This window comes from Nocardia sp. NPDC005366 (genome assembly GCF_040606855.1).
Lineage (GTDB): Bacteria > Actinomycetota > Actinomycetes > Mycobacteriales > Mycobacteriaceae > Nocardia.
Map to the genome: position 1 here is coordinate 1 of NZ_JBEXFQ010000005.1, position 12424 is coordinate 12424.

13 protein-coding genes are annotated in these 12424 nt (G+C 67.4%); 2 read left to right on the plus strand and 11 right to left on the minus strand.

The features are described from left to right. Positions 1–96: 96 nt before the first annotated feature. From ABZS43_RS07430 to ABZS43_RS07470, 9 genes are all read right to left on the minus strand, one after another. On the minus strand, positions 97–1125 hold the full coding sequence (locus ABZS43_RS07430) for a lysophospholipid acyltransferase family protein (protein WP_355034985.1): 1029 nt from the start codon (positions 1123–1125) through the stop codon (positions 97–99). Then, a complete protein-coding gene (locus ABZS43_RS07435; protein ID WP_355035214.1) occupies positions 1125–2153 on the minus strand; it encodes an NAD-dependent epimerase/dehydratase family protein in 1029 nt (342 codons plus the stop codon). The genes ABZS43_RS07430 and ABZS43_RS07435 overlap by 1 nt, the downstream gene beginning before the upstream one ends. Positions 2154–2400: 247 nt before the next feature. Next, positions 2401–2502, minus strand: coding sequence for an AURKAIP1/COX24 domain-containing protein (locus ABZS43_RS07440; protein ID WP_003402602.1), 102 nt, complete (start codon positions 2500–2502; stop codon positions 2401–2403). Between the two features lie 240 nt (positions 2503–2742). After that, positions 2743–3006, minus strand: coding sequence for a helix-turn-helix domain-containing protein (locus ABZS43_RS07445; protein WP_355035215.1), 264 nt, complete (start codon positions 3004–3006; stop codon positions 2743–2745). Between the two features lie 286 nt (positions 3007–3292). Next, positions 3293–4126 (minus strand): pyrroline-5-carboxylate reductase, encoded by an 834-nt coding sequence (proC, locus tag ABZS43_RS07450; RefSeq protein ID WP_355034986.1) that lies wholly within the window; start codon positions 4124–4126, stop codon positions 3293–3295. A 74-nt stretch (positions 4127–4200) separates the two neighbouring features. Continuing rightward, positions 4201–5103 (minus strand): thioesterase family protein, encoded by a 903-nt coding sequence (locus ABZS43_RS07455; RefSeq protein ID WP_355034987.1) that lies wholly within the window; start codon positions 5101–5103, stop codon positions 4201–4203. A gap of 158 nt (positions 5104–5261) precedes the next feature. Continuing rightward, complete coding sequence (locus tag ABZS43_RS07460; protein WP_355035216.1) at positions 5262–6188, minus strand: sugar phosphate isomerase/epimerase; 927 nt, start codon at positions 6186–6188, stop codon at positions 5262–5264. Between the two features lie 103 nt (positions 6189–6291). Continuing rightward, positions 6292–7953, minus strand: a complete 1662-nt coding sequence (locus tag ABZS43_RS07465; protein ID WP_355034988.1) for a hypothetical protein — start codon at positions 7951–7953, stop codon at positions 6292–6294. Next, on the minus strand, positions 7950–8984 hold the full coding sequence (locus ABZS43_RS07470) for a Ppx/GppA phosphatase family protein (protein ID WP_355034989.1): 1035 nt from the start codon (positions 8982–8984) through the stop codon (positions 7950–7952). Before ABZS43_RS07470 ends, ABZS43_RS07465 begins: the two co-directional genes overlap by 4 nt. A 119-nt stretch (positions 8985–9103) precedes the next feature. Between ABZS43_RS07470 and ABZS43_RS07475 the strand changes: the two genes are divergently transcribed. Both ABZS43_RS07475 and ABZS43_RS07480 read left to right on the plus strand, forming a co-directional pair. Then, complete coding sequence (locus ABZS43_RS07475; protein WP_355035217.1) at positions 9104–9928, plus strand: hypothetical protein; 825 nt, start codon at positions 9104–9106, stop codon at positions 9926–9928. 100 nt (positions 9929–10028) lie between these two features. Continuing rightward, positions 10029–10361: a hypothetical protein gene (locus tag ABZS43_RS07480; RefSeq protein ID WP_355034990.1), complete on the plus strand. Its 333-nt coding sequence runs from the start codon at positions 10029–10031 to the stop codon at positions 10359–10361. Positions 10362–10444: 83 nt separating this feature from the next. Here ABZS43_RS07480 and ABZS43_RS07485 read toward each other — a convergent pair whose 3' ends face one another. Both ABZS43_RS07485 and ABZS43_RS07490 read right to left on the minus strand, forming a co-directional pair. After that, the gene (locus ABZS43_RS07485; protein ID WP_355034991.1) at positions 10445–11134 is read right to left on the minus strand and encodes a response regulator transcription factor; all 690 of its coding nucleotides are present in this window, start codon (positions 11132–11134) and stop codon (positions 10445–10447) included. Further along, a complete protein-coding gene (locus ABZS43_RS07490; protein ID WP_355034992.1) occupies positions 11131–12366 on the minus strand; it encodes an ATP-binding protein in 1236 nt (411 codons plus the stop codon). The genes ABZS43_RS07485 and ABZS43_RS07490 overlap by 4 nt, the downstream gene beginning before the upstream one ends. Between the last annotated feature and the right edge of the window lie 58 nt (positions 12367–12424).

The following is a 12424-nucleotide window of genomic DNA, read 5'->3' on the forward strand; positions in this document are numbered from 1 at the left end:
AGTGGTCGAGACTCGCGCCTTCGGCGCATGCGCTTCGACCACTCGGACGCGAGACGAAGGGGGCCGCGAACCCGCGGCCCCCGGGCCGCCGAAACCTCAGCCCGTGAATGCGTTGCGACGCTTGGTGAGCAGTTTGTACAGGGTCTGCTGGATGGTTTCGCGTACCTGGTCGGTGACCTCGAACATCGTCATCGGATCGTCGGCCGCTTCCGGTTCGTAGGCGGTGGTCGCGATCGGCTCGCCGAATTCGATGTACCACTTCGAGGGCAGCGGCAGCGCGCCCAGCGGGCCCAGGTGCGGGAACAACGGTGTCACGGGGAAGTAGGGCAGGCCGAGCAGGCGCGCGAGCGGCTTCAGGTCGGCCAGTTTCGGGTAGATCTCCTCGGAACCGACGATCGAGCACGGGATGATCGGCACGCCGGTGCGCACCGCCGCGGCGACGAATCCGCCACGGCCGAAACGCTGCAGTTTGTACCGGTCGGAGTACTGCTTGCCGACGCCCTTGAAACCCTCGGGGAACACTCCGGTCAGTTCGCCCGCGCGCAGTAGGCGTTCGGCGTCCTCGCGGCACGCGAGAGTGTGCCCGGCCTTGCGCGCGAGGACGCCGAGCACCGGCATCTCGAAGATCAGGTCGGCGGCGAGCAGGCGTAGCGCCCGCTGCTTGGCGTGGTGGTCGTGTACGGCCAGTTGCAACATCAGCCCGTCGAGCGGCACCGTGCCCGCGTGATTGGCGACGATGAGCGCGCCGCCGACCTCGGGAATGTGCTGCATGCCGCTGACCTCGACCCGGAACCACATATCCGACAGGGGTCGCAGGGCCGGCAGGATGACCGATTCGGTCAGATGTTCGTCGAAGCCGAATTCATCGATCTGGTAGTCGCCGCTGAGGCGACGGCGCGCGAATTCGGCGGTTTTGCCGATCTGCGCGCCGAGCGCACCGCGCACCAGATCCGTTACCGACCGCGGTTGCGGCGGTTCGGCGGCCGCGAGGCGGTCGGTCAGCGATGTCACCTGGCCTGGCGTCGCTTCCCCGGCCGGATTCTCCGGTCGGCGACGCACGGCGACCCGCTGACGCGATTCCACATTCTGATCGTGGAGGTGGATCACTTTCGCTACGTGGTTCATCAATGTGCTCCCGTACCGGCCCCGAGCAGGCCGAGCAGTTTGTGTTCTGCGGCATCGATCCACGCGGGATCGAAGACGGGCCGCAACGCTGCGCCCCCGATGAAGTCGTCGAACGCCTGCACCGTGGTCCAGCGCGGGACGAACTGGAGTTCGGTCCGCATCCGGGTGGTGTCAAGGCCACATCCGAAATGGAAATAGTCGAGCTGTTCGCCGGTGAACTCACGCATGACCGGCCCCATCAGCGCACGTCCCGCGGTGCGGAACAGGACGAAGGGAACCGGCAGTTCGATGCGGCCCGCACGCCGCAACGCCTGGGACAGTGCCAGCGCACCGTCCCCTGCCACATTGTAGGTGCCGCCGGGCGCCATGCGGGCCGCCTGCTCGAGCGCGGCGACGGCGTCCTCTTCGTGCAGCAGTTGCAGCCGCGCGTCCCGGCCGAAGACGGTCGGGGTCACCGGGGATTGCAGATACTGCACACCGCGCCCGGCCAAACGCGGGCCGACAATCGGTGCGAAACGCAATATCGATGCCGATATATCCGGCCGACGCCGGGCGAGTCCGCGAACGAAACCTTCGATTTCGATCATGTCGCGCGCAAACCAACCGCGCGGTGGGGTTCGCGCACTCATTTCCTCGGTGAATTTCGCGGGATCCTTGGGACTGCATCCGTAAACCGCCGATGTGGACCGCACCACCACGCGGCGCACCGAGGGCGATTTCTGGCAGACCGCGAACAACTGCATCGCGCCGAGGACGTTGAGATCCTTCATCACGGCCCTGCCACCACCGGCGGGCGGCCGTGACAGCATCGCGGCATGGACGACGGTATCCACCTCGTTTCCACTGATTACCTTACGGATCAACGGATTTCGAATATCGGCGCGCACGAACTCGGCGCGTCCCATGCGGCGGCGCAACTCGCGACTCGGCGTCATGGTGTCGACCGCGATGACCCGTTCGATGCCCGGATCCTGCGCGAGCCGAGCCACCGTATTGCCACCGAAGAATCGGCTCGCACCGGTCACCATCACCACTTTGGGCGCGTTCCCGTCTCTTACCTCAGATCCCACGGCACCGGATCCCAACTACGAGGCCCTCATTTCGATTTCCTGGCGGTTCCAGCGTAACCGCTACCGTCGAAGACGCCGAGAGTATTAACCAGCTTCTAACGATGACTTCAGTCACCGGATACATTCGCGGATTTCAAATCGTATTGTTTCAAAAAGTGAGGCCCGTCACCACAAGGGTAACGGGCCTCATCTGTCGAGCGCGAGCTTACTTGCCGAGTTTGCGCCGCTGAACACGTGTACGGCGAAGCAGCTTACGGTGCTTCTTCTTCGACATGCGCTTGCGACGCTTCTTGATCACAGAACCCATAGGGTTGTCCTCGCGTTCTCTCTACTCGGCTGGTCGGCGCGCACGTTCTGGACGTACGCCATTTTCGGTGCTCGCGCTGCCGGCAGGCACCGGACACCACAAAGGGGGCCGCCGGCAGGCGAACACGAACCGAGGGTCCATGCTACCGTGCCCGACGGCGGCGCTTCCGCGGCCCTCCGTGGTGACGCGAGCGTATGCTCGCGGGCGCGTTGTGCACGCCGCGAGCTGGATGAATTTGTTTCACCCCGCGTCGAAGTAGGACGTCTCCAGGTAGTCGTGCACCGCCTTCGCGTGCACCCGGAACGAACGACCAACCCGCACCGCGGGCAGTTCACCCGAGTGAACGAGTCGATACACCGTCATTTTGGATACCCGCATCAGATTCGCTACCTCGGCTACCGTCAGGAATTGCGTACCGCCGCCGAGGACAGGTTGCCCTGTGCTCGCTCGGCTACCCGATGGACCCGACGAACCTGGGGATGAACCCGAACTATTTCCAGACATCTTATTCGCAGACATCATTGCACCATTGACCTCCGGCACGTCCGCGCCGCCGGCTTCCCCACCGGCGGAACAGACACGCACGTGCTCCTTGAAGCTTAGCGTTGCCACTGGGATTACTGCGACGGGTGTGAGAAATCAGCGCCGCTTGCAGGGCATCGGCGAGTCACTTCACGGACGCGCGGTGTTCGATTTGCGTTGTTCGCGGTTCGCCTCCGCGCAATCACCGGTTCACGGGTCCGCGATCACCGGTTCACGAGTCGGCGATCACCGGTTCACGAGTCGGCGATCACGCCGCGCCGCCGGTTCCGTCGTTCGCACCCTGTTCGGCCGAACGCGCCATGGCGGCGTGCAGCGCCTCCATGAACGCCGAGCGGACGCCGCCGCGCTCCAATTCGCGCAGGGCGGCGGCTGTCGTGCCCGCGGGCGAGGTGACCGCCGCGCGCAGTTCCACCGCGCTCTGACCGGAATCGTCCAGCAGGGCCGCCGAGCCGATCATCGTCTGCACCACGAGCTGGGTGGCCACATCCCTGGTCAGACCGAGTCCGACAGCCGCGTCGACCAGCGCCTCGACCACCAGGAAGAAGTACGCGGGGCCGGATCCGGACACCGCCGTCGCGGCGTCCATCTGGGCCTCGGCGACCGTCGCCACCTGCCCCACCGAGGCGAGCAACTCGTTCACCAGCGCCAATTGTTCCGGGCGGGTGTAGCGGCCGGGGGCGACCACGCTCATGCCCTGCCCGACCAGCATGGGGGTATTCGGCATCACCCGCACCACGGGGAACCCCGCGGGCAATTTGGCCTCCAGCCGCGCGGTCGGCACACCGGCCGCGAGCGAGACCAGCACCTGATCCTTGTCGCCGCCCAGATCGGCCTTGCCGAGCTGAGTGAGCACGGTATCGACATCGCCCGGTTTGACGGCGATCACCAGCAGATCCGCGCCGACGGCCGCGTCGGTCACCGAATCGGTCACCCGCACGCCGAAGCGGCCCGCGATCTGCTCGGCCCGTTCTTTGTACGTCTCCACGACGACCAGGTCTTTGCTCCCACGCCCGGACTCGAGCAAACCGGCGATCAACGCCTCCCCGATGCGACCGCCACCGATCACCGCAATTCTCGTCATGGGGATAAAGGCTAGACGCGCGACCGCCTCGGCCAGAAACGGGGCAACCGGTCTATCGGACGCGGCCGACCGCGTCACTCGCTCGGCTTGCGGACCGGTATCAGCGCCAACTGACGACTTTGGGCGACCACGGCACCGGTGGAATCGAGAACGAGCTGATCCTCATCGAACATGCGGCCACCGACCTCGTGCGTGGTCGCGATGATGCGCAGCCAGCCGGGGGCCGGTCGGCGGCGCAGGTAGGTCGTCATCTGCACGGTGGGAGCCCAGCCGAAGTGGCCGAGATTCATCGGGACGGGCGGACTCATATCCGCCGCCATCATGGCGAAGTAGGCGGCCACCTGCGGATCGGCCTGATCTCCCGCGCGCGGGCGCATCCACAGCCGCAGTCGCGGTTCGCCGTGCTCACCATCGAGGAATCGGGCCCAGTCGCGATCGAGGCGCAGGTCGGCGCCCTTTCCCACGTGCACGATCTTGCCCATCGGCGAGTCGTCCCCGTAACCGATGGTGTCGGAGGGCGGTTCGGCGGGCATATCGCCGTGTTCCGGCGCGTAGATCGGATCGACGTCATCGAGGTGACCGAAGGTGAACGCGGTCCGCACCAACCCGCGCTCGCCCTGGATCAGGGTGACATCGGCCAGACAGATCTGGCGGCCGATTTTGCGGATGGCCACCTCGTATTCGACCGGCCCCGGCTCGGGCGCGCCGAGGAAATCCGAACTGCCCGCGATGGGGGCCATACCGACCAGCGCCGGTTCGCAGGCGTGCAGCCAGTCGGCGGCCGCGGACGCGCTGGCCGCGACCATGGTGCCGCCGTGCACCTTCGAGCCGACGGTCCAGATGTCATCGATGACGCCCGCGTAGCGCCCGGTGCCGGTCGCGGCCGGCTCGGTCAGCGCGGTCAGCGCGCAGACGCGGCTGAACGGGGCATCCGTCGCTGTGGGCCGCTCCCGTTCGGCGGTCAGCTCCGAGGTCATCGTCACTCCTTGTCCACAGGCCGCGTCCGATCGGATCGCGGCACTTCGATGCCGCGCACGGCGGTCACCGAGACCGTCACCGGTTCGCGGCATTCGTACAGCGTAGAACGAAGCGAGGACACCGCGTCGTTCCCCCCTGGCGACCCGGTCGGGCTTCGTCACACTTGTTTCGTGCGGGGGGCCACGGCGACGGGGGCGGGAGCATGCCCGTTGAGATGTTCGCGGGCGAAGGTGAGCGTGCGGTGCAGCATGGCCGCCCGGTCGGCGGTGGTACGCGCGTTCTGGGTGTTGATCTCGGCCACCGCGTGACCGGAGAATCCGGAGCCGACCAGCATCGCGCAGACTTCGACACAGGGCTGGGTGCCCTCGCCGGGGACCAGGTGCTCGTCATGGGCGGCGCCACGCCCGTCGGCCAGATGCAGATGGGCAAGGCCACTGCCCATTCGCGCGGCGAGCACCAGCGGATCCGCGCCCGCGGTCGCGGTATGCGAGAGATCGAGGGTGTAGTGCTGAAATCCGGTATCGGTCGGATCGTAGGAGGGACTGAAGGCCGTCAGTCCTGGACCGGGCCCGCCACGACGCTCCAACCGCTTGACCGCGGTCTCCCTGCGACCGAACAGGGTGTCCGCGCGCATCGGGAACATATTCTCGACCGCGACGACCACCGAGCTGTGCTCCTCGAGTTCGGCGACCTGCGCCGCGAAACCCTGCGCGTAGCGGCGCTGCCAGCGAAACGGCGGATGCACGACCACGCTCCCCGCGCCCAGCGCCTCGGCGGTCCGCACACTTCGTTCGAGTTTGGCGACCGGATCCGCCCCCCAGACCCGTTGCGAGATCAGCAGGCACGGTGCGTGGACCGCAAGCACGGGCACACCGTAGCTGCGCGCATAGCTCTGCACGGCGGCGATGCTCTGACTGGCGGGTTCGGCCCACACCATCAATTCCACACCGTCGTAACCGAGTTCGGCGGCGTAGCGGAACGCGGCCTCGGTGTTCTGGGGATATACCGACGCCGTTGACAGGCCGACAAGGATCTGGCTGCCACCTTCCTGCGCGTCGCCCCGGGAACCGCCCTCGTCGAGCACGACCGAATCGGCGGCGCCCGCTCGGCCCGCCGCGTCGTTCAGGGTCGCCTGCTCGGCGCGAAAATCGTTCGCCTGCCCGATGTTCCCCACGGCCGCTCCCTACTCAGTTCGTACTGAGAAGAAAGGCTAGCGGCCCGAGCGTGACGAAGATGCCCACGATCACGGCGATCACCGTGCTGAGGATGTCGTCGGTCCGCCGCAGGATCCGCACCAAGGTCACCAGCCCGAGGATGACGATCATCGCCAGGGTCAGCGCCACCCACGGCAGCATCTCCCACATGCGCTCGAAACCCTTGAACAGCAACATGCCGGCAATCGCGGCGCCCGCGCTCTGACCGCCGAGCACCATCCATTGCCGCCGGTTGGCGTCGTGTTCGGCGCTGCGCGTCGCGCGCGACCGTCGCCCGCCCGTCTTGCTCGCCCGTCGCGATTTCGGCGCATCGCCGTCGTAGTAGTCGTCGTAATCGTCCCCGTCGAAACCGTCTTCGTCATAGGCATCCGCGTCACCGGAGAACGGCTCGTACACATCGGTGTAGCCCTCGTCCGCGTCGAGGAGATCGACCGGCTCACGGCCCTTGCGCCCCGCCCGGTCCCGCTCGGCCCGCTCGACACCGTCGCGCAACAGGTCGCCCGCGACCGTCGACCCCGAGACGAGCTGTTGGTCCTGACTGGCCAGCGACCACGCCGCGGTCGATATACCGCCCGATTCCGGTGCGTTGTCCGGCTGTGGCGGGGCCGTGGGGGCATGTCTTCGCACCGACCACGCGGGCAGCGCACCGCCCTGCCGTCCCTGCGCATCGCGGCGCGACGGCCGCCGCCCACCCCGATCCGGCGGTTCGGGAGCGGGGGGACGTTTGCGCGGCGGCGCGAGTGACGCGGCTTCCGGTAGCGGGGACAACGGCCGCTGCGTCGGCTCCTGGGGGAAATCGTCGGCGGGAGGCGACCACGGCGCCGTCGATGGACCCTCGTCCACCTCGGCCGCGCGCCTGCGCGCCGCCCTGCCCTGCCGCGAACGCGGTTCGGGGAGTTCGGTGCCGGCCGAATTGCCGTTACGCGCACCGAGATCCGGGCGTGCGGGGTCGACAGGGGCGACACCGGGCAGTCGATAGACCTGGGTGGCCGATTCGTCCGGTTCGTGTTTACGCCTGCGCCCGCTGCGCCGTGCGCCCGACGGTGGCTGGACCGGGTCGGCGACGGGCGGCGGATTCGGCGCGTAGGAAGGGGCGGGCGCCCCATACGGGGTCGCGACATCGAGCGGATCGGCCGGGGCGCTGTGGCGCGAGGTGGCGGCGGGCATCTCCCGTCCCGGCATGACCCGGCCGGAACGATTCAGCAGCGGGTCGGTCACGCGCTGGGGCGGTTCCGCCGGCGCGTAGGGCGAAAGCGGGTCGTACCGCGTGATCGGCCCCGACATCGGCGAGTAGCTCGGCTCGGGTTCGGGAACGGGCGGGGCGTACGAAACCGGTTCGGGCGCAGCCGTTCCGAACTGCGACGGATCGAACCGCGACGGTTCGTACGCGGGCGGTTCGTACGCCTGCGGCTCGTAGGCGGGCGGTTGCGCGGTCTCGCCTTCGGGCGCGGCATGGGCCGAATGGCCGCCGCCTTCGCGGATGACGGGCAGGTCGCCGGTCAGCTCGGCGACCGAGATACCGCGCCCGCCTCGTCTGCGTCTGCCACCGCCGGAGGACGACGAGGCCGCGCCCTGCGCGCCGTTGCGCGCCAGCAGCTCCGCGACCGACAGCTGCTTGGAATCTTCACTACTCATGACGACACCGTTTCGATCGGGCCGGATAGCGCTGACCCGCCACCGGACGTCGGCGGACCGCTTCCGGCCGCCGGGCCCGGTAGGTGCGTCGCCCTGGGTCCACCGTTCATATCGGTATCCAGTTTGCGCAGAATGAGCCCCTCGCGCAGCGCCCATGGACAAATCTCGAGGGAATCCAGCGATAGTGCCCGCATACTCGCCTCCGCGATCAATGCGCCAGCCACCAACTGCTGTGACCGATCCGAACTCACACCTTCCAATTCTGCCCGGTCCGACGCAGTCATCCGCGAGATGAACGCGATCAGCTGACGTAGACCGGAACTGGTGAGTGTACGACGAACCCTCGGGCCCGCGGCAGAGGGTGCGGCTCCGGTCAATCGGGCAAGCGACCGGAATGTCTTGGACGTGCCAACGGCCAGATCGGGTCGCCCGGCGTCGACCAGCTCTCGCGCGGGGGCGACGAGTTCGGCGTCGAGCCAGTCGCGCAACACGGCCACGCGGCGTTTACCCGGCGGGTCCTCACGCAGCCAGTCCCTGGTGAGACGGCCCGCGCCCAGTTGCAGCGAGAGCGCGACATCGGGTTCCTCGTCGCCGCCGTTGGTCATTTCCAGCGAGCCGCCGCCGATATCCAGACTCAGGATGCGTCCCGCGCTCCAGCCGTACCACCTGCGTACCGCGAGGAATGTCAGCCTGGCCTCGTCGACGCCGGACAGCACCTGGAGGTCGACGCCGGTCTCGGTACGCACCCGGCCGAGCACGTGCTCGGAATTCGTGGCCTCGCGCAGCGCCGAGGTCGCGAACGGCATGAGCTCGACGCATCGGGACGTCTCGGCGATGCTGGCGAATTCGGCCACCGTCGCGATGAGCCGTTCGGCGCCGTCGACGGTGATCGCGCCCTCGTCGTCCATGTTCTCCGACAGCCGTAACGCGGCCTTCGTCGAGCTCATCGGCGTCGGGTGCCCACCTCGGTGGGCGTCCACCACGAGCAGGTGGACGGTATTGCTTCCGACGTCGAGTACCCCAAGGCGCACATGAACACGGTACTGGGTCGACCAGCACTTCAGGCCAGGCGACCGAGCTGTTAGCGTCTCCGAGCGTGACGGAACGCGGCAATGCCGAGAGCGCGGCCCGACCCCGACCAGCGGGGAAGATCGACCCGAGCCCCGAGGTCGATCTGGATTTCCCGCGCGAGTGGATCGAGTTCGTCGACCCAGCAAACGACGAGCACCTGATCTCCGCCGATCTCACCTGGCTGCTGTCGCGGTGGACCTGTGTTTTCGGGACGCCCGCCTGCCAGGGAATCCTGTCGGATCGGCCCGATGACGGGTGCTGTTCGCACGGAGCCTTCCTCTCCGACGACGACGATCGGGACCGCCTCAAAGACGCTGTGAAAATGCTCACACCCGCGGACTGGCAGCTCATGAACGAGGCGACCACGTCGAACGGGAAGGTGTCGAAGAAGGGGTATCTGGAACTCGACGAACTCGAGGACGAGCCCGCGCTGCGCACCCGCCGTTTCGACGGCGCGTGCGTCTTCCTCAACCGGCCCGGTTTCGCGGGCGGCGTCGGCTGCGCCCTGCACTCCATGGCGCTGCGCCGCGGCCTCGAGCCGCATACGGTCAAACCGGATGTCTGCTGGCAGCTGCCGATCCGGCGCACGCAGGACTGGGTGGACCGGCCCGACGGCGTCCAGATCCTCAAAACCGTTGTCACCGAATACGACCGTCGCGGCTGGGGGCCCGGCGGGCTGGACCTGGACTGGTACTGCTCGGGTTCGCCCGACGCTCACGTCGGCGCGGAGCCGGTCTGGAAGTCCTACGCGCCGGAACTGAAGGAGTTGCTCGGCGAACCCGCCTACGAGGAGCTGGCACGGCATTGCAGGCGTCGCGAGGGCCTCGGCCTCGTCGCCGTGCATCCGGCGACGGTGCACGCGCGGCGCAACGCCGAACAGGCACAACCGAGCGCGTCCGCGTAGTCGGAATACGCGCCGGATCGCACCACGGGTGAGTCGGACGCCCCGACTGGTCACCTGCCCGCCATGCGAGCTTCACCCTTTTCGGGTTGGATGCTGAGTCATGAAGAAAGCGTTCACCCTCGCAGCAGTCGCTCTCGGCTCCACCCTCGCCTTGGCCGGAGTCGCGCACGCCGAACCGAACGGCGATCCGGCCAAGTACGCAGACTTCACCGCGAGCTTCGTCTCGGCCCTCGATCCCGGCGCTGTGAATGCCAAGGCAGAGGGCAAATACGTCATCATGAGCCCCTACGGCACCTCCCACACCATCGCCTGCCGAGGCAACGGCGCGGACGTGCCGATCTACGAATGCATGCAGGAAGACGACCTCGGCTGGATCAGCCTGCGTCTCACCGACTTCCCCGGTGTCGGCCCGACCTGGACCTACTTCCCGTAAGTCCGGCGCATACGTGAAAGGGGACGGGCGATGCGCCCGTCCCCGCCGATAACCGATACGCTCGCGCGGCCTCGGCCCCGATCTCACGCTTCGAGTTTGTAGCCCAATCCACGGACGGTGACCAGATGTTCCGGCTTGGCCGGATCGGCCTCGATCTTGGAACGCAGCCGCTTGACGTGCACGTCGAGGGTTTTGGTGTCACCCACGTAGTCGGCGCCCCAGACCCGGTCGATCAACTGGCCGCGGGTCAGTACCCGGCCCGAATTGCGCAGCAGGTATTCGAGTAGATCGAATTCCTTGAGCGGCAGGGTCACCGACTTGCCGTTGACCAGCACCGTGTGCCGGTCCACGTCCATCCGGACCGGCCCCGCTTCGAGTACCCCGCTCTCGTTGGAGCCGTCGATCTCGTCGCCGGCGCCGCGGCGCAGCACCGCGCGGATGCGGGCGATCAGCTCGCGCGCCGAATACGGCTTGGTGACGTAATCGTCCGCGCCCAATTCCAGCCCGACGACCTTATCGATCTCGCTGTCACGCGCGGTCACCATGATCACCGGCACACCGGAGCGGGTGCGCAGCTGTTTGCAGACATCGGTGCCGCTCATGCCGGGCAGCATGAGATCGAGCAGCACGATATCGGCGCCGGAGCGATCGAATTCGGCCAGCGCGGACGGCCCGTCACCGACGACGGTGACCTCGAACCCCTCCTTGCGCAGCAGGAACGCGAGCGGATCGGCCAGCGACTCCTCATCCTCGACGATCAGAACACTGGTCATCTGCGTGCCTCCACACCATTGGGTCTGCCCACGCTCGAAGGTCGCGGGCCGGTTTCTCTCATATTCATCACGGAACCGTCGGAGAACTCGTCTGCCTCGGCCTCGCGATGTGCGGGTATTCGCAGGGTGAACGTCGATCCGGTGCCGAGCTTGCTCCACAGGGTGATCTCACCGTTGTGATTGGCCGCGACATGTTTGACGATAGCCAGCCCGAGCCCGGTACCTCCGGTGGCACGCGAGCGCGCCTTGTCCGAGCGGAAGAAGCGCTCGAACACGCGCTCCTGGTCTTCTTTGGGAATGCCGATACCGCGGTCGGTGACAGCCATCGCCACGTGATCGCCGCGCAGCGAGCGACTCACCGAGACATGCGAGCCCGCAGCCGAATAGGCGATCGCGTTCTCCACCAGATTGGACAGCGCGGTGACCAACAACGTCTCGTCGCCGAGTACCTCCAGTCCGCTCGGCCGGTCGGTGCTGACGGTGATCCCCGCGGCCTCGGCGGCGGTGCGCGAACGATCGACGGCCTGCATCACGACGGTGTCCACGTCGACCACTTCGAGTTCGGGCAGTTTCTCCGCACCCTGCAACCGAGACAGCGCGATGAGTTCGGTCACCATCTTGCCGAGGCGGCGCGATTCCCCGAGCACGCGATTGCCGAAATGCCGCACCGCCTCCGGATCGTCGGCGGATTCCAGCAGCGCCTCGGCCAGCAGACTCATCGCACCGACCGGGGTTTTCAGTTCGTGGCTGACATTGGCGACGAAATCGCGGCGGGTGGCCTCCATCCTGGCCTGCTCGGAATCGTCGTCGGCGAACAGAACGGTGAAACTGGGCTCCTCCGGCGACAGCGGCCGGGCGACACCGCGCACCGCGATCCGGCTGCGGCCTGGCAGCGGATTCTTGGCGGTGAGATCGAATTCGGACGATTCGCCGCTGGCGAGTACTTTCTCCACGGCGGCCCAGGCCCGCTCATCGAGTAGCCGGTTGCGAACCAGGCCGAGTTCCTCGGCGCGCGGGTTCACCAGCACCACGTCGCGGTATTCGTCGACCACCGCGATGCCGCTTTCGGAGGCGAGCACGATCAGGTCGAGCACCTGCGACATGGTGAGGCCGGAATCCGCTTGTCGGCGTTCGGCCTGACGAGCGTTCACGTAGGGGATCAGTAGCCCGCCGACTGCCAGGCCGACGACAGCCGCGAGGACTGCCAAAAGCACCGCCTGCGGAACACTCACCCTTGAATCGTACGGTCGCCGACCGGCTGCCCAACGCCGGGTACACGAAGTTTCGCGC

What these genes read in the sequence shown, in the direction of transcription:
- ABZS43_RS07430 (WP_355034985.1), bottom strand. Translation starts at nt 1,125, where the DNA reads ATGAACCACGTAGCGAAAGTGATCCACCTCCACGATCAGAATGTGGAA.
- ABZS43_RS07435 (WP_355035214.1), bottom strand. Translation starts at nt 2,153, where the DNA reads ATGGTGACCGGTGCGAGCCGATTCTTCGGTGGCAATACGGTGGCTCGG.
- ABZS43_RS07440 (WP_003402602.1), bottom strand. Translation starts at nt 2,502, where the DNA reads ATGGGTTCTGTGATCAAGAAGCGTCGCAAGCGCATGTCGAAGAAGAAG.
- ABZS43_RS07445 (WP_355035215.1), bottom strand. Translation starts at nt 3,006, where the DNA reads ATGTCTGGAAATAGTTCGGGTTCATCCCCAGGTTCGTCGGGTCCATCG.
- proC (WP_355034986.1), bottom strand. Translation starts at nt 4,126, where the DNA reads ATGACGAGAATTGCGGTGATCGGTGGCGGTCGCATCGGGGAGGCGTTG.
- ABZS43_RS07455 (WP_355034987.1), bottom strand. Translation starts at nt 5,103, where the DNA reads ATGACCTCGGAGCTGACCGCCGAACGGGAGCGGCCCACAGCGACGGAT.
- ABZS43_RS07465 (WP_355034988.1), bottom strand. Translation starts at nt 7,953, where the DNA reads ATGAGTAGTGAAGATTCCAAGCAGCTGTCGGTCGCGGAGCTGCTGGCG.
- ABZS43_RS07480 (WP_355034990.1), top strand. Translation starts at nt 10,029, where the DNA reads ATGAAGAAAGCGTTCACCCTCGCAGCAGTCGCTCTCGGCTCCACCCTC.
- ABZS43_RS07485 (WP_355034991.1), bottom strand. Translation starts at nt 11,134, where the DNA reads ATGACCAGTGTTCTGATCGTCGAGGATGAGGAGTCGCTGGCCGATCCG.